The sequence below is a fragment of the Bacillus sp. HMA207 genome (genome assembly GCF_003402455.1).
Taxonomy (GTDB): domain Bacteria; phylum Bacillota; class Bacilli; order Bacillales; family Bacillaceae_G; genus Bacillus_A; species Bacillus_A cereus.
Map to the genome: position 1 here is coordinate 351,502 of NZ_BEZT01000002.1, position 17,378 is coordinate 368,879.

A 17,378-nucleotide genomic window follows, 5' to 3' on the forward strand; every position below is an offset into this window, starting at 1 on the left:
TGGTGGTACCTTTTTTGTTTTTGGGAGATGGGAGAGTAGTTAGTAAATGAAATTTATATCGGCGATTTTCCGAATATATCAGCGCAACTTGAAATATATCGGCGATTTTGCAAATATATCAGCGCAACTCGAAATATATCGGGGATTATTCGAATATATCGACTTTCCAGCAAAAAACGACAACTATCGCAAAGCTTATTTTCAGTTTCATAGACGGATAACTTGAATAATTATTTGATAATGGTTATCATTTAGGGAGTCTTTTTAATTTTGGAAAATGGAGGTAAGATATGCTGCGTAAATTTTTCTCGTACTATAAACCGTATAAAGGTTTATTTATACTCGACTTTTCTTGTGCGGTTGTCGCAGGATTATTAGAACTCGGCTTCCCGCTTATCGTAAATCAATTTATTGATAAGTTATTGCCAGGGCAAAACTGGACGCTTATTTTATGGGCTTGTTTCGGTTTACTCGCAGTTTATATGTTAAATGCAGGCTTACAATATGTCGTTACATATTGGGGACATATGCTTGGTGTTAACATTGAAACAGATATGAGGCAGAAATTATTTGATCATATTCAAAAGCTATCATTCAGATTTTTTGATAATAATAAAACAGGTCATTTAATTTCACGCCTTACAAACGATTTAATGGAAATTGGGGAAATTGCTCACCATGGACCAGAAGATTTATTTATCGCCGTAATGACTTTAGTTGGGGCATTCTCATTTATGATGATGATCAACTGGAAGTTAGCGTTATTAACGTTCTTCGTCATTCCATTCCTATTATGGTTAGCACTTTACTTTAATAAAAAAATGACAGGTACATTTAGACGTTTATTCTCAGACGTTGCTGATTTTAATGCATGCATTGAGAACAATGTTGGTGGTATTCGCGTTGTACAAGCATTCGGAAATGAAAAGTTTGAGAAAGAGCAATTTGCTGTTAACAACGCTCGTTTCCGTACAACAAAATTAATGGCGTATAAAATTATGGCGTTAAATTCGTCGATTAGTTATATGCTCATGCGTCTCGTAACGCTCTTCGTCTTAATATGCGGTACATGGTTTGTGCTGCAAGGAGAATTAACGTACGGTGGATTTATCGGATTCGTTCTATTAACGAATATTTTCTTCCGCCCAATTGAAAAAATTAACGCGGTAATCGAAAGCTATCCGAAAGGAATCGCCGGTTTTAAAAGATATGTAGAGCTTCTTGAAACAGAGCCTGACATTGTAGACTCTAAAGATGCAATGGAAGTGAAGCATGTACACGGTGATATTCAATATAACAACATTACGTTTGGATATGAAAACAAAGAACCGATTTTAAATGACATTAGTTTGAAAATACATGCAGGTGAAACAGTTGCGTTCGTTGGACCATCAGGAGCTGGGAAAACGACGTTATGTAGCCTATTACCACGTTTTTATGAACAATCATCTGGATCGATTCAAATTGATGGAATTGATACGAAAGATATGACATTATCTTCACTTCGTAAGCAAATTGGAATTGTGCAGCAAGACGTGTTCTTATTCTCAGGAACAATTCGTGAAAATATCGCTTACGGAAATTTAAAAGCATCAGAAGCTGAAATTTGGCAGGCAGTAAAACGTGCGCAATTAGAAGATTTAATTTACTCACAGCCGGACGGTTTAGATACTGTTATCGGTGAGCGCGGCGTGAAACTTTCAGGTGGACAAAAGCAGCGTCTAGCTATTGCTCGTATGTTCTTGAAAAACCCTCCAATTTTAATATTGGATGAAGCAACTTCTGCATTAGATACAGAGACAGAACTTGCGATTCAAAAATCGCTTGCGGAGCTATCTGTTGGCCGTACAACATTAGTTATCGCTCACAGACTTGCAACGATTAAAAATGCAGATCGCATCGTCGTTGTAAATAAAGATGGTATTGCAGAACAAGGTTCACATAATGAATTAATTGAGCAAGGTGGAGGATACAGTAGGTTATACGAAGCTCAGTTTAGTTCGTAAATATAATTTGTACAGAATTAGTGCACCATAAGTAGGTAAAAATCTCATATGGGAGGCTATAAAGTATGATTGTAACAACAACGTCTACAATTCAAGGAAAAGAAATTATTGAGTACATCGATATTGTCAATGGAGAAGCGATTATGGGCGCGAATATCGTTCGTGACCTTTTCGCCTCCGTCCGTGACGTTGTCGGCGGTCGTGCGGGTGCTTATGAAAGTAAATTAAAAGAAGCACGCGACATCGCAATGGAAGAGATGAAAACTTTTGCAAGACAAAAAAATGCAAATGCAATTGTTGGTATCGACGTGGATTACGAGGTAGTTCGCGAAGGAATGCTAATGGTTGCTGTGAGCGGGACTGCTGTCCGTATCTAAAATGAAAAGCCGTGCTGATGCACGGCTTTTTGTATTCTATGTCGAAGATTCAATATTTCTTGGGAAATGTGGAATGCCCCGTCGATATATAGGGAAGACATTAGAGTGCTTCTTTACATTTTTGAATTTGAGTTAATAATTTTGCGTATTCTTGTTCGAGAGATGTGATGTCATCGTGATGATTTGGAATGGAAATCCGGCCGATGACTTCTGTTAATTTTGTTTGTAATCGTAACATTTCTTGCTCAGTAACGTTTACAGAATCTCCGGTGGTTTTTTTTGTGTATTGCTCGTAATTACCGTGGAAGATTCTTGGTTCATTCTCATCTACTTGTAGAATATGGTCTGCAACAGAGCGAATAAAGGCACGGTCATGGCTAATGAAAAGTATTGTGCCAGGATATTCTTGTAACATGGTTTCTAATTCTTCTTGCGTCGCTAAGTCTAAATAGTTTGTCGGTTCATCTAGCAGAAGCATATTATAGTTTCCTAAAAATACTTTTGCGAGTGCAACCTTCATTCGTTCACCCCCGCTTAGAACGTGCACAGGTTTATGAACATCCTCACGGCGGAATAGAAGTCGTGCAAGTATTGTGCGAACGAATGCTTCTGTATAGTTTGTTTCTTCTAGAACATTTTCTAAAATGGTTTTATCTGTTTTTAAAATAGATAATGTTTGTTCGAAGTATCCAATTTTACAACTTTTCGATAGCTGCATGCCACGCTCGTTTGTGAGAAGCATGTTGAACAAAGTGGTTTTGCCGCTTCCATTTGCCCCTAAAACGGCAAGCTTTGCACCAGGGGCAATAGTTCCATTCATATTTTTAAATAGTATACGGTCGCCTATTTTCTTTGTTGCTTTATTGAATTGTACTGCCACCTTACTATGAATGGGTGTATGGTATTGCACGTCAAATTGAGCTTGAGAAAGATCCTTTGGCTTTTCCTTCTTTTCTAGTTTTTCGAGACGTGTCTCTAATGCTTTCGCTGCTTTACTAACCTGTTCTTGGCCATGAGCCCCACTTAACCTATAAAGTCTAGATTCAGATGAACTGAACCGTGTTGGGATTTTTTTCATGTTAGAAGCACGTTGCTTTCTTTGTAGAACGGACTGTTCTAAACGATTTTTTTCTTGTATATATTGCTCATATTCTGCTTGTTTTTGTATTCGTTCACGTTCTTTTTGTTTTCGATAGTTTGAATAATTACCTTTGTACTCTTGAATAATACCGTCTTCAATTTCAATAATTTTGGTACATATATTATCTAGAAATTCACGGTCATGCGATATTAAAACAAGTGCCCCTTTATAAGATGAAAGTGCCTTTTCTAATTGCTCTGTACCGACCATATCTAAGTGGCTTGTTGGTTCATCAGCGAATAAAATGCCTGCATTTTGTTCGAGAGCATGCGCAATCTTTAGTCGCATTCGTTCACCGCCGCTCATTGCGTCGGTAACGTTTGAAATACTCCATTTTCCTTTTGCGAGAGAAGAAGCGGTTTCCGGTAGTTCTTCGCTGAGCTGAGGAATGATGGCGATAGAACTATGATGAGTTACTATGCCTCTGTCAGCTTCTATTTCTTTACTTAATATTTGCAATAACGTAGATTTACCAGCTCCGTTGACTCCGACAATTCCTATGCGATCCTGTGCTTGAATTTCCAGTGATGGTAATGTAAATAGTGTGCGATCACCAAAGCTCTTTTCAATATTACGTGCGAATAAAATAGTCATAAAAAAACCTCCCTAGTTTCACTAGAGAGGATAAACGTCGCCCTTGTATGTAAAAAATCGTACATAAATAAACGATTTTTTACATGATCGTTTCGAAAGAAAGTATCGACAAATGGACAGACTAATCCCCTGCTAGTTTTCATCATTTTTGTTCACTATTTGTGATGGATGAAATAAATAAGAGAATTAGAACTTCATTGGTCAAAGTACCTTCCTTTCATAATATTACTTTTATTGTATGCGCATACAATAGGGTTTGTCAAACTTATTTCTGTTCGCTATTTTTGAATTTATTATTATACAATTGTGCTTTTGCCAGCGCCTCAGCATCGTTTTTAATTTCATCCAGTCCATTCGCATCTCCAATAACATAACCTTCAAATGAAGAACCAACAAAATCAAAGATATATTGGAATTGAGCAATAAGCGGTAATGCTTTTAGCTTTGGATTATCCCCGCCAACGATGACAACATACATTTTTTTGCCTTTCATTTTTTCTTTGAAATGAAGAGATGTATCGCGCAAGCTTTGTGACCAGCGATCAACAAAGTTTTTCATATGTCCACTCATTCCGTACCAATATAATGGTGTAGCAAAGATAATCGTGTCGTGCTCTAGCATGCGTTTGGTTAACTGCTCATAGTCATCATTTACGGATTGGAATCCTTCTGCATCATGACGTTGGTCTGTAATAGGATAGACGGTATGATCACGCAAATAAATTTGTTCTGTTTCAATGTCCTCTATCATCATATGTGTTAAAGCTTCTGTATTTCCGTTTTGTCTTGAACTGCCATGTATAACAAACATGTAATCACTCCTTTTCTTTTGCATGTTTTAGGAGTGAAACGTGTTTTTGCAAATTCGTTTGGATGTTGGAAAGTAATGTGATTTGCTTTGTTACTTCATTGAGTTTATCTTCGTAAAGTGTAAGGATACTGCTGCACGGATTGTCGTACAGGTGCGGTTCAATTTCAAGGCAGCGCAGCATCCTTGCCGTCTCTTCTAAATTTAAGCCAATTTGTAAGTACATTTGAATAAGCTCCACTTTTTCGATGGCACTTTCATCAAAATCACGGTAGCCATTTGCAAGGCGCTTAGAAGGGAGTAAGCCCTTTTCTTCGTAATGTCTTAGTGATCTTTCACTAACGCCAGTTTCTTTTGATAATTCTCCAATTCGCAATGTATTTCACTCCTTTTACATGTATTGTAAACCTTCACACTAATGTGAAGGTCAACTCTGTTTTTTCGCAAAAGAATCTACATGATTTAAGAACACTTGAATGGCTTTAGATGGAATGAAATATTTACCGCGCACGATGGAAAACGGACGGATTAGTTGTTCATTTGGAACTTCGACGTGGAATAGTTCTTTTGCTAATAGCTCTTTCCGTACAGTCCAATCAGAAAGGATAGCGATGCCAAGCCCGGCACTAACAGCTTCCTTTACGCTTTGGATACTACTGAATGTAAAGAATCGTTTCATTTTTAAATGGTGTTGATGAATAAAGCGGTCACTATAAGCGCGTGTACCAGAACCACTTTCTCTTAATACCCATACTTGATCTTGGAGTGTACTTTCATTTATTTCATTTGTGTGGAGTAATGGATGATTTGGCGGGACGACGAGCTTCATTTCATCTTGCATAAATGTTTCAACATCTACGTCGGCGTATACGACTTGTCCTTCCACTAGGCCGATATCAATTTGATTAGAGCGAAGGCTTTGCAAAACGTCTTCTGTATTTGAGATGAAAGTATGAACTTCGACGTGTGGATTTTCATTCGCATAGTTAGCCAGTATTTTTGGAAGTAAGTATTCGCCAATTGTAAAACTAGCACCAATGCGAAGTGTTCCTGTTACAACGTTATGTAGTTCATTAATTTCTTGTTTAGCATCTTCGTAAAGAGAGAGCATTTGCTTTGCATGTATATATAATATGTTTCCAGCTTCAGTAACTTGGACGTGCTTCGGGGAGCGTTGAATAAGCGTAGTGCCAAATTCGTTTTCTAAGTTGCGTATATGCATACTTACTCCAGGCTGTGAAAGGTTTAATAATTCTGCTGCACGGGAGAAGTGTTTCTGTTCAACGACAGTAACAAAAATTTTTAAAATGTCTACGTTCATATAATGGGCTCCTTTCTTTTTCTATCATCTTATCATAAGTATTTCTGATGATAGAGATTTGGTATTGGTATTAAACTTATTATAGAAACTCTCTTATAATGTAAGTAGAAAGAACATGCATGTTCCAATACGATTATTGGAGTGGTTCAAAATGGAACAAACACTTGTTATACAAAAGAAGAAGCGTTTTGGATTTTCGCAAGGAATTGGGATTACATTATTAATCGCAATTGCCGCGAAATATTTAGCAGAGCTTCCATTTTTAAATATTATGGGACAATTAGTAATTGCTATTCTAATTGGGATGGTTTGGCGCGCTGCAATTGGAGTTCCTCACGAGGCGATAGCAGGAACGAACTTTGCGAGTAAGAAGTTGCTGCGCTTTGGGATCATCTTACTTGGAATGCGATTAAATCTTGTTGATATTGCGAAGGCGGGACCGAAAGTATTGGTCATCGCGGCGGTTGTTATTACATTTACTATTTTTGTTGTATACGGACTAACGAAAGTATTTAAAGTAGAAAAGAAACTTGGGATTTTAACAGCATGCGGTACGGCAATTTGCGGCGCAGCCGCGGTCGTGGCAATTGCACCGCAAGTGAAAGCGAAGGACGATGAAACAGCAGTTGGGGCAGCAATCATCGCGATTTTAGGTACCATATTTACGCTTATTTATACGTTATTATATCCAGTGCTTGGTTTATCTCCGTACGGTTATGGTGTATTCTCAGGTGCGACGCTTCATGAAATCGCTCATGTCATCGCAGCTGCGGCGCCAGGAGGAAGTACTGCTGTAGACATCGCAGTTATTGTGAAGTTAACGCGCGTAGCAATGCTTGTGCCAGTAGCGATTTTAATTGGTCTATGGTTTGGTAAGAGTGAAGGTAGCAAAGAAAAGAAATCGTGGCGCGAACTTCCAATACCATGGTTCATTTTCGGGTTCTTAGCGATGAGTGCAGTGCATTCGCTCGGGATTATTCCAGAAGTTGTTGCGGGATACATTGTTGTTTTTGCTTACATGCTTATCGCAATGGCGATGGCAGGGCTCGGTTTAAATGTAGAGTTTAAAACGTTCCGTAAATTAGGAAGTAAAGCATTCGTAGCAGGGCTGATTGGCTCGGTTTGCTTATCGGTTCTTGGATACGTTCTTGTATATGCGTTAGGATTTATGTAGTAGAGGAGAAAGCTGTTCCCGAAGGTATTTGGGGACAGCTTTTTCTTATGATTATAGTAGCGCTACGGATGTCGATATATTTGAAAAATCGCTGATATAAATGGAGTTGCGCTGATATATTTGGGAAATCGCCGATATAATTTAAGTTGCGCTGATATATTTAAAAAATCGCTGATATAAATTGAATTACTCTTGTACTTTGTTAGAGTAGATGTTCAATGAAATATTTTTCTAAAATTTGTAAAGATATCTTTACTTGTAACTGGAAAATATTTATAATTCAAGTAAAGATATCTTTACTTTTGAAGGTGGATCCTATGGGTGTAAAAAATAAAATTAAAGAATTAAGAAAGCAACATCATATAACGCAAGTTGAAATGGCAAAGGCGATGCAAGTGACGCGGCAGACAATCGTAGCGATTGAAAACCACCATTACAACCCGAGTCTAGAGTTATCTTTAAAAATCGCCAAATATTTTGGAGTGAAGGTGGAGGAAATCTTTACGCTGGAGTAAGGGGAGAGAAAATAAATGATAAGCTTGAGAGATTTCAATTAGATTAAACGTTTAAATATATAAGGATTGGTTTTGGTTTATTAATAAGTATCGCATCAACGAGCGTGTTAGCAACAAAGAATAATAGATAGAAAAAGGGGAACTGGGATGGGATTACCGGTGTTATGTGTCGCTACAGCTATATTTTCGCTTCTTTGGGGAATGCAAAACTTTTCTCGTAATCCAGTGCCGAGCATTTGTATTATGATTGGTACTGTAGGTTTATCGTATTATTTATTATTATTAGCCCATTATCATAAAACGGCAACGAGTGTTGTTGTTGGAGCACTTATTTTATTTTGTGGGCGCGCCATACAAAAGGGGTTATTTCCATAAAAGCTGTTTATACACTTTGTATAAACAGCTTTTTGTATTTTTTTTACAAAATGCTTGAAAGTTACGTAACGTCATCTTTTATAATGAAAGGGAAGAGGTGATGGTAGTGATTTCAATACAACAATTGACGAGAGAAACAGGGGTTACAGTACGTACACTACGTTATTATGATCAAATAGATTTATTAAAGCCGAGCGGAAAAACAGAGGGTGGACATCGGTTATATAGTGAAAATGACGTTATTCGTTTGCAACAAATTTTATTTTTGAAAGAAATGGGATTTTCATTAAAAGAAGTTGCGAATATGTTAGTAAAAGGTGAGCTGGATTTAAAAAATTCGCTTAAAAAACAACTTCGCTTTGTACAGGAAGAACAAAAGAAATTTAATCGAATGGAGCGTGTTTTACAAGCGGTTGTTTATTCGGTAGATGTAGAGGGAGAACTTGATTGGAAAGTTATGTTTGAACTTATTCAGCTTTCGAAACAGTCTCCTCGTATACGTGAAATATTTCAAAATGAAGTATTTTCAAAGGAAGAACAAAAGTTGCTTCATAATTTGCCGAATATGAGTGAAGAAGATCCGAATGTTTTAGAATGGGTAGATTTATTAAAGCAATTACGTAATTTTATGAAGGAGGGTAAAGAAGCTGCAAGTGATGAGGTACAACGGGCAACGAAGAAATTAATGCAGAAGTGTTTAGAAATGGCTAATGGTGACGAAGCGTTTTTAGATAAGTTATGGGAAGTTAGAAAATCGAAGGAAGATTCACAGAAAATGAGCATGTATCCAATTGAAGAAGAACTTTTAGTATATATGGATGAGGCTTTTCGTATTTATGATGAAAGGGAGAAGGATAAATGAGTATACTCGCAGAATATCGTTGGTATTTTTTAATTGGGGCAGAAATTGTATTTTGGTTATCAGCTATCGGTTTCTTTTTACTTCGCTACGGATTCCGTTTGAAAAAGGCGAGTTTTATTATCGGGATTGTACTCCTCGTAAATGAAGTGTTTATTTTAACTTTAGGAGTAGTGGACTATTATCAAACAGGAAAGTTCTCTAACTTTCAAATCATTACTGTAATCATTTTATTATATGCAGTTTTCTACGGGAAAAAGGATTTAAAGAAGCTTGATATATTTGTACAAAAATCAGTTGCGAAATGGCGTAATGAACCGGCGCCTATTATTGAAGAACAGGTAGAATTAACAGGCATGGCCTATGCAAAGCAGGAAATAAAAAATTGGATATTACATCTTGTTTTATTCGTTGGTGTGCACATATTCTTTTTCTTCGCGTATGGATTTATTCCATTTGAACAATGGGGTAATTGGTTAGAATCGGGAATCGTTTTAAATAAAGCTGCAAGTCGCGTAAGCCAAGTGTGGGCGATTGTAATTTTAGTTGATACAGCAATTTTATTTTCATATGTGATTTTTCCGAAGAAGGAGAAAGGAAAAGAAAAGCTATTTTCATAGTTGAAAGTAGCTTTTCTGGTATACAAATAAATTTTATAGGAGAGGATGACAATAGAAAAAAGAACCAGCTGTATATGTCTATTTCTCTTTAGTTTAGTAGCATGTTCACCATCTAGCACTACAATTGATAAGAAGAATGATGTCATTGTAAAGGGAGCAGGAACTTCCAATCTAGATAAATTCGAACAGTTCGTTATGAACGTTGATCAAGGGAAAGTTGATAAAATAAGAATTGTACAGTATACCGATGAAGGTGACCCGGTTTTTCAAATGTTAGAGCATAGTGGGAAAGATATCCTTTATGTGTTAGATAGTAGACAAGACAAGTTTGCTGGTGACCATAAAGGATTACATAAAGATAGTTGTAAAAGTATTGTTAAAGAGCTGCGCGAATCAGAAAGTACTTATCGGTTAACAGATTGTATGAATGAAGCTGGGCGCAATGGATATGACTTAGTATATGTATCTAAAAAATAGAATTAGTAGAGGAAGGAAGTATTTACTCCTTCCTTTTTCTATGTGTATATTGTCGAAAACTTTACCGAATATCTGTTCGTTTTTTTAGGTTTTTTATAGGTATTCGTGGTAAAATAATAATACAGATTTTTATGAGGAGGTCGGATTTTCTTGGAACGTCAATTTGAAATTGTCTCAGCGTATTCCCCGCAAGGTGATCAGCCGGTAGCTATAGAGAAGCTTGTAGAGGGAATTAATAGTGGAAAGAAAAAGCAAGTGTTGCTTGGAGCAACAGGAACGGGTAAGACATTTACGATTTCAAATGTCATTAAAGAAGTGCAAAAGCCAACACTTGTTATGGCTCATAATAAAACGTTAGCAGGGCAGTTATATAGTGAGTTGAAAGACTTTTTCCCGAATAATGCAGTTGAATATTTTGTTAGTTACTACGATTATTATCAGCCAGAAGCGTATGTACCACAAACAGATACGTTTATTGAAAAAGATGCGCAGATTAATGATGAAATTGATAAATTGCGTCACTCGGCAACGTCTGCATTATTTGAACGGGACGATGTAATTATCGTTGCGAGTGTTTCGTGTATATATGGCTTAGGTTCTCCAGAAGAATACCGCGAGCTAGTTGTTTCGCTTCGAGTTGGTATGGAAAAAGACCGTAATCAATTGCTTCGTGAACTTGTTGATGTACAGTATGGACGTAATGATATTGATTTCAAGCGTGGTACATTCCGTGTGCGAGGAGATGTAGTTGAAATCTTCCCGGCATCACTTGATGAGCATTGTATTCGAATCGAATTTTTCGGTGATGAAATCGATCGTATTCGTGAAGTAAATGCGTTAACAGGTGAAGTATTAGCAGAACGTGATCATGTAGCAATCTTCCCAGCATCTCACTTCGTTACACGTGAAGAAAAGATGAAGGTCGCTATTGAAAATATCGAAAAAGAATTAGAAGAGCGTTTAAAGGAATTAAATGATAACGGCAAGTTGTTAGAAGCGCAGCGTATAGAACAGCGTACACGTTATGATTTAGAAATGATGCGCGAGATGGGATTTTGTTCAGGTATTGAAAATTACTCCCGTCATTTAACACTTCGTCCAGCGGGGGCAACGCCGTATACGCTATTAGACTATTTCCCGAAAGATTTCTTAATCGTTATGGATGAATCGCACGTATCAGTACCGCAAGTAAGAGCGATGTATAACGGGGACCAAGCGCGTAAGCAAGTGCTTGTGGATCATGGATTCCGTCTGCCGTCAGCTTTAGATAATAGACCGCTCACATTCGATGAGTTTGAAGAGAAAACGAATCAAGTTATTTATGTTTCAGCAACGCCAGGACCGTATGAGTTAGAGCAGTCGCCAGAAGTAATAGAACAAATTATTCGTCCAACAGGGCTTTTAGATCCACCAATTGATATACGACCAATTGAAGGGCAAATTGACGATTTATTAGGAGAGATTCAAGATCGTATTGCAAAAAATGAACGTGTATTAATTACGACTTTAACGAAGAAAATGTCAGAGGATTTAACGGATTACTTAAAAGATGTAGGAATTAAAGTTAACTATCTTCACTCTGAAATTAAAACGTTAGAACGTATTGAAATTATCCGCGATCTTCGCCTCGGTAAATTTGATGTACTTGTCGGCATTAACTTATTGCGAGAAGGATTAGATATTCCGGAAGTATCACTTGTAGCTATTTTAGATGCTGATAAGGAAGGGTTCTTGCGTTCAGAACGTTCATTAATTCAAACAATCGGTCGTGCCGCGCGTAATGAAAACGGCCGCGTTATTATGTATGCAGATCGTATAACAAAATCTATGGGAATTGCGATTGAAGAAACGAAGCGTCGTCGTAGTATACAAGAAGCTTACAATGAAGAGCATGGTATTACGCCGAAAACGATTCAAAAAGGCGTTCGTGATGTTATCCGTGCAACGACAGCTGCTGAAGAGACAGAAACATACGAAGCAACTCCTGCTAAGAAAATGACGAAAAAAGAGCGCGAAAAGACAATTGCGAAGATGGAAGCAGAGATGAAAGAAGCAGCAAAAGCGTTAGACTTCGAGCGTGCAGCTGAACTAAGAGATTTACTATTAGAATTAAAAGCGGAAGGGTGAAAAAAGTGAGTAAGAGCAAGGATTTTATCGTTGTAAAAGGTGCTAGAGCACATAACTTAAAAAATATTGATGTAACCATTCCGAGAAATCAGCTTGTCGTTGTAACGGGATTGTCTGGTTCGGGGAAATCATCATTAGCATTTGATACGATTTATGCAGAAGGGCAGCGCAGATACGTAGAATCATTATCTGCGTATGCGCGCCAGTTTTTAGGACAAATGGATAAGCCGGATGTGGACACGATTGAAGGATTGTCACCAGCAATTTCAATCGATCAAAAAACGACGAGTCGTAACCCACGTTCAACTGTTGGAACGGTAACGGAGATTTATGATTACTTACGTTTATTATTTGCACGAATTGGTACGCCAATTTGTCCGAATCATGGCATTGAAATTACGTCACAAACAGTAGAGCAGATGGTAGACCGTGTTCTTGAATATCCTGAACGTACGAAATTACAAGTGTTAGCGCCTATCGTTTCTGGGCGTAAAGGTGCGCATGTAAAAGTACTTGAAGATATTAAGAAGCAAGGATATGTTCGTGTTCGCGTTGACGGTGAAATGCTTGATGTATCTGAAGATATTGCGTTAGATAAAAACAAGAAGCATTCCATTGAAGTTGTAATTGACCGTATTGTTGTAAAAGAAGGGATCGCAAGCCGTCTTGCTGATTCACTTGAAAGTGCATTAAAGCTTGGCGGGGGACGAGTGTTAATCGATGTTATGGGAGAAGAGGAACTTCTGTTTAGTGAACATCACGCTTGTCCGCATTGTGGTTTTTCAATTGGAGAATTAGAGCCGCGTATGTTCTCATTCAATAGTCCGTTCGGAGCATGTCCTTCTTGTGATGGACTTGGTTCAAAGCTAGAGGTAGATTTAGAGCTTGTTATCCCGAACTGGGATTTATCATTAAATGAACATGCGATTGCACCTTGGGAACCGACAAGTTCACAATACTATCCACAACTTTTACAATCTGTATGTAATCACTACGGCGTTGATATGGATATGCCTGTAAAAGATATACCGAAAGATTTATTTGATAAAGTGTTGTACGGAAGCGGGGAAGAGAAAGTTTATTTCCGCTATGTAAATGAATTTGGTCAAGTAAAGGAAAATGAGATTTTATTTGAAGGTGTTATTCCAAACATTGAACGTCGTTATCGTGAAACGAGTTCTGATTACATTCGTGAGCAAATGGAAAAGTATATGGCAGAACAAGCTTGTCCAAAGTGTAAAGGTGGACGCTTAAAGCCTGAGAGTTTAGCTGTATTTGTTGGCAATAAAACGATTGCTGACGTAACGAAGTATTCAGTTCAAGAAGTACAAGAATTCTTCTCGAATGTAGAGCTAACGGAGAAGCAACAAAAAATAGCTCATTTAATTTTAAGAGAAATTCAGGAGCGCGTTGGGTTCTTAGTGAACGTTGGTTTAGATTATTTAACGTTAAGTCGTGCCGCAGGAACTTTATCAGGTGGTGAGGCGCAGCGTATTCGTTTAGCGACGCAAATTGGTTCTCGTCTAACTGGCGTACTTTATATTCTTGATGAGCCTTCAATTGGTTTACACCAGCGTGATAACGATCGTCTTATTCGTACATTGCAAGAAATGCGCGATTTAGGTAATACGTTAATCGTTGTTGAACATGATGAAGATACGATGATGGCTGCTGACTATTTACTTGATATAGGGCCTGGTGCAGGTATTCATGGTGGACAGGTCGTTTCAGCGGGGACGCCGGCTGAAGTTATGCAAGATGAGAATTCATTAACAGGGAAGTATTTAAGTGGTAAAGAGTTTATTCCAGTGCCACTTGAAAGACGTAAAGGTGACGGACGTAAAGTGGAGATTGTCGGCGCAAAAGAGAATAACTTAAAGAATGCAAAAATGTCATTCCCACTCGGTACGTTTGTAGCGGTAACAGGTGTATCTGGATCAGGTAAAAGTACGATGATTAATGAAGTACTATATAAATCGTTAGCGCAAAAGTTATATAAAGCGAAAGCGAAGCCAGGTACGCATAAAGAGATTAAAGGTCTTGAACATTTAGATAAAGTAATTGATATTGATCAATCGCCAATTGGTCGTACACCACGTTCTAATCCAGCGACGTACACAGGTGTATTCGATGATATTCGTGATGTGTTTGCACAAACGAACGAAGCGAAAGTGCGCGGATATCAAAAAGGACGTTTCAGCTTTAACGTAAAAGGTGGCCGTTGTGAAGCGTGCCGTGGCGATGGAATTATTAAAATCGAAATGCATTTCTTACCAGATGTGTATGTTCCGTGTGAAGTTTGTCACGGTAAACGATATAATCGTGAAACGTTAGAAGTGAAATATAAAGATAAGAATATTTCTGAAGTGTTAGGGATGACAATTGAAGATGGAGTAGAATTCTTTGCCAATATTCCTAAAATTAAGCGTAAACTTCAAACGCTTGTAGATGTTGGGCTTGGTTATATGAAATTAGGTCAACCAGCAACAACATTATCTGGTGGGGAAGCACAGCGTGTGAAATTAGCTTCTGAATTACACCGTCGTTCTACAGGTCGTACATTATACATTTTAGATGAGCCAACGACTGGTTTGCATGCGCATGATATTGCACGTCTTCTAGAAGTGCTGCAACGTCTTGTTGAGAGCGGTGAGACGGTACTTGTAATTGAACATAATTTAGATGTGATAAAAACAGCTGATTATATCGTTGACCTTGGACCAGAGGGCGGAGATAAAGGTGGGCAAATCGTTGCTTCCGGAACGCCAGAGCAAGTAGTGAAAGAAGAGCGCTCATACACAGGTAAGTATTTAAAAGAGATTTTAAATCGTGATAAAGCAAGAATGAAAGAGAAAATAAAAGAAGTAGAGTTATCGCAATAAGTTTATTGATGAAAACCGAGTGGAAATGACGCTCGGTTTTTATTGTATAGGGGGAGAAGATGGAGTTTTTAGAGGTGTTAAGGAAGAAACATATGAAGGTAAGAGAGTTTCAAAGTTGGGGTGTATATTTTCGCAAGCGCTGGGAGGATCACTTTGCAAATCATTTAAGTGATAAAGAAAAAGAAGATATTTTTCTTTATGGAGATAAGTATGGGTGTGGGTATCTATGGCACATATTTAGTTATGAGAAAAAGAAGTGTTTAGAGGGAGAAGAAGCGGAGAACGCGTTTCATAATGAAGTGAAAAAGGATTGCTATATATTCTATCAACATTGTGAAGATGTACTGCTAATAAAAGATGGGAGTTTATTACATATGGATGATATATTACGGGAGACGGACGATATGTATAAAGGCGATATCTATATTGTAGATAAAGATTTCACTTGGACTTTTGTAAAAACACATGAGCATAGATGGTGTGGTCCTTATTTTGCGAGGAAGTGTTAGTAGGTATACAAGCATGAAAGATAGAATAAGTTGATATAAGTGTTCGTATCATACTTGCGTTTATTATCTATTAGCGTATGATGAAATATATATGTTTAAAAGGATGTGTAAAGAAATGAGATGGATTGTATCACTTCTTGTAAATAGCGTTGTGTTAATCGCTGTATCGGGACTTTTAAAAGGGATTGCACCAGATGCATTTTACGTAGCAAATATACAAACTGCAATTATTGCTAGTATTATATTGGCGGTTTTAAATGTGTTCGTAAAGCCGTTTTTAATTTTAATTACGCTACCAATTACTGTTGTAACTTTCGGCTTCTTCTTAATTGTTATTAATGCGATTACGTTAAAAATAGCAGATTCATTATTAGGAGATGCTTTTAATATATCAGGATTTGGTGTAGCGATTGTTGCGGCAATTTGTATTTCAATTTTTAATATGATAATTGAAAAGGCAATTGTTGAACCTCTATATGAAAAAAAGAGAAAGTGACAAAAAGAAAAACATTTCATTATTCGTATGAAATGTTTTTTTCTATTTATTAGAAACCGTATTTCTTGTTTCCAGAAAAAAATGGTACAATATCCGATAGAATGGAATTTTACATCAAACGAGACTGAACCCGCAGCGGAGTGGAGGTTTATACATATGCCGAAAGTAAGGACAAAAGATTTAATTGAACAATTTCAATTGGAGTTAATCAGTGGTGAAGAAGGCATTCATCGTCCGATTGATACAAGTGATTTATCACGACCTGGAATTGAAATGGCAGGATTTTTTACATATTATCCAGCAGATCGTGTGCAGCTTCTTGGAAAGACGGAGCTTACGTTCTTTGACACGTTAACGTCAGAGCAAAAACAAGAGAGAATGAAAGCGCTTTGTACTGAGGAGACGCCATGTATTATTGTAACTCGTAATCAAGATGTACCAGATGAGTTATTACAAGCATCACGTGAATCAGGTATGCCTTTATTACGTTCTTCTCAAACGACAACTAGATTATCAAGTCGTTTAACAAACTATTTAGAAGGTAAGTTAGCACCAACAACTGCTGTTCATGGTGTGTTAGTAGATATTTACGGCGTTGGTGTTTTAATTACAGGTCAAAGTGGTGTTGGTAAAAGTGAGACAGCTCTTGAGCTTGTAAAGCGTGGTCACCGCCTTGTTGCGGATGATAGTGTAGAAATTCGTCAAGAAGATGAAGACATGTTAGTCGGAAGTTCACCAGATTTAATTGAGCATTTATTAGAAATTCGTGGTCTAGGTATTATTAACGTTATGACGTTATTCGGTGCAGGGGCAGTGCGAAATTATAAGCGTATTACACTTGTTATTAATCTTGAAATTTGGGATCAAAAGAAAAATTACGATCGCTTAGGTCTTGATGAAGAGAAGATGAAGATTATTGATACAGAACTTACGAAGATTACACTTCCAGTTCGTCCTGGTCGAAACTTGGCTGTTATTATTGAAGTAGCAGCGATGAACTTCCGTTTAAAACGTATGGGAGTCAATGCAGCACAGCAGTTCTCTGAACGATTAATGAGTGCAATTGAGTTAGGAAATCAGGAGTAAACTTTGGAGAG

At 37.5% G+C, this 17,378-nt stretch carries 17 protein-coding genes; 13 read left to right on the forward strand and 4 right to left on the reverse strand.

From position 1 onward, the window contains the following. Positions 1 to 290: 290 nt before the first annotated feature. On the forward strand, positions 291 to 2,006 hold the full coding sequence (locus tag HMAS_RS22245) for an ABC transporter ATP-binding protein (RefSeq protein ID WP_000944620.1): 1,716 nt from the start codon (positions 291 to 293) through the stop codon (positions 2,004 to 2,006). Positions 2,007 to 2,071: 65 nt separating this feature from the next. Then, positions 2,072 to 2,383, forward strand: coding sequence for a heavy metal-binding domain-containing protein (locus HMAS_RS22250; protein WP_000637523.1), 312 nt, complete (start codon positions 2,072 to 2,074; stop codon positions 2,381 to 2,383). A 100-nt stretch (positions 2,384 to 2,483) separates the two neighbouring features. Here the strand turns inward: HMAS_RS22250 and abc-f are convergent, their stop codons facing one another. The 4 genes from abc-f to HMAS_RS22270 form a co-directional block, all read right to left on the reverse strand. Beyond that, positions 2,484 to 4,118 (reverse strand): ribosomal protection-like ABC-F family protein, encoded by a 1,635-nt coding sequence (gene abc-f / locus HMAS_RS22255; protein WP_116345037.1) that lies wholly within the window; start codon positions 4,116 to 4,118, stop codon positions 2,484 to 2,486. A 265-nt stretch (positions 4,119 to 4,383) separates the two neighbouring features. Further along, positions 4,384 to 4,929 carry a flavodoxin family protein gene (locus HMAS_RS22260; RefSeq protein ID WP_000497611.1) on the reverse strand — a complete coding sequence of 182 codons (546 nt, stop codon included), beginning with the start codon at positions 4,927 to 4,929 and terminating at the stop codon, positions 4,384 to 4,386. Between the two features lie 4 nt (positions 4,930 to 4,933). Then, positions 4,934 to 5,302 carry a MerR family transcriptional regulator gene (locus HMAS_RS22265; protein WP_001219205.1) on the reverse strand — a complete coding sequence of 123 codons (369 nt, stop codon included), beginning with the start codon at positions 5,300 to 5,302 and terminating at the stop codon, positions 4,934 to 4,936. A 51-nt stretch (positions 5,303 to 5,353) separates the two neighbouring features. Beyond that, positions 5,354 to 6,247 (reverse strand): LysR family transcriptional regulator, encoded by an 894-nt coding sequence (locus tag HMAS_RS22270; protein ID WP_116345038.1) that lies wholly within the window; start codon positions 6,245 to 6,247, stop codon positions 5,354 to 5,356. Positions 6,248 to 6,398: 151 nt separating this feature from the next. Here HMAS_RS22270 and HMAS_RS22275 point away from each other — a divergent pair, with 151 nt between their 5' ends. The 11 genes from HMAS_RS22275 to hprK all read left to right on the forward strand — a co-directional run bounded on the left by HMAS_RS22275 (position 6,399) and on the right by hprK (position 17,367). Further along, positions 6,399 to 7,421, forward strand: coding sequence for a YeiH family protein (locus HMAS_RS22275; RefSeq protein ID WP_116345039.1), 1,023 nt, complete (start codon positions 6,399 to 6,401; stop codon positions 7,419 to 7,421). A gap of 317 nt (positions 7,422 to 7,738) precedes the next feature. Then, positions 7,739 to 7,936, forward strand: a complete 198-nt coding sequence (locus tag HMAS_RS22280) for a helix-turn-helix transcriptional regulator (RefSeq protein WP_000538359.1) — start codon at positions 7,739 to 7,741, stop codon at positions 7,934 to 7,936. Between the two features lie 147 nt (positions 7,937 to 8,083). After that, positions 8,084 to 8,311: a hypothetical protein gene (locus tag HMAS_RS22290; RefSeq protein ID WP_000524139.1), complete on the forward strand. Its 228-nt coding sequence runs from the start codon at positions 8,084 to 8,086 to the stop codon at positions 8,309 to 8,311. A 100-nt stretch (positions 8,312 to 8,411) separates the two neighbouring features. Continuing rightward, positions 8,412 to 9,173, forward strand: a complete 762-nt coding sequence (locus tag HMAS_RS22295; protein WP_033695245.1) for a MerR family transcriptional regulator — start codon at positions 8,412 to 8,414, stop codon at positions 9,171 to 9,173. Then, the gene (locus HMAS_RS22300) at positions 9,170 to 9,790 is read left to right on the forward strand and encodes a hypothetical protein (RefSeq protein ID WP_116345040.1); all 621 of its coding nucleotides are present in this window, start codon (positions 9,170 to 9,172) and stop codon (positions 9,788 to 9,790) included. Before HMAS_RS22295 ends, HMAS_RS22300 begins: the two co-directional genes overlap by 4 nt. A gap of 45 nt (positions 9,791 to 9,835) precedes the next feature. Then, positions 9,836 to 10,267 carry a DUF4362 domain-containing protein gene (locus tag HMAS_RS22305; RefSeq protein ID WP_049108171.1) on the forward strand — a complete coding sequence of 144 codons (432 nt, stop codon included), beginning with the start codon at positions 9,836 to 9,838 and terminating at the stop codon, positions 10,265 to 10,267. Between the two features lie 150 nt (positions 10,268 to 10,417). Further along, complete coding sequence (uvrB, locus tag HMAS_RS22310; RefSeq protein WP_000441059.1) at positions 10,418 to 12,394, forward strand: excinuclease ABC subunit B; 1,977 nt, start codon at positions 10,418 to 10,420, stop codon at positions 12,392 to 12,394. Between the two features lie 5 nt (positions 12,395 to 12,399). Then, on the forward strand, positions 12,400 to 15,276 hold the full coding sequence (gene uvrA, locus HMAS_RS22315; protein ID WP_000045561.1) for an excinuclease ABC subunit UvrA: 2,877 nt from the start codon (positions 12,400 to 12,402) through the stop codon (positions 15,274 to 15,276). A 59-nt stretch (positions 15,277 to 15,335) separates the two neighbouring features. Next, positions 15,336 to 15,785 (forward strand): DUF4275 family protein, encoded by a 450-nt coding sequence (locus tag HMAS_RS22320; RefSeq protein WP_049108170.1) that lies wholly within the window; start codon positions 15,336 to 15,338, stop codon positions 15,783 to 15,785. Between the two features lie 115 nt (positions 15,786 to 15,900). Then, the gene (locus HMAS_RS22325) at positions 15,901 to 16,281 is read left to right on the forward strand and encodes a phage holin family protein (protein ID WP_001267308.1); all 381 of its coding nucleotides are present in this window, start codon (positions 15,901 to 15,903) and stop codon (positions 16,279 to 16,281) included. A gap of 156 nt (positions 16,282 to 16,437) precedes the next feature. Then, positions 16,438 to 17,367, forward strand: coding sequence for an HPr(Ser) kinase/phosphatase (gene hprK, locus HMAS_RS22330; protein ID WP_001127250.1), 930 nt, complete (start codon positions 16,438 to 16,440; stop codon positions 17,365 to 17,367). The last annotated feature ends 11 nt before the right edge of the window (positions 17,368 to 17,378 follow it).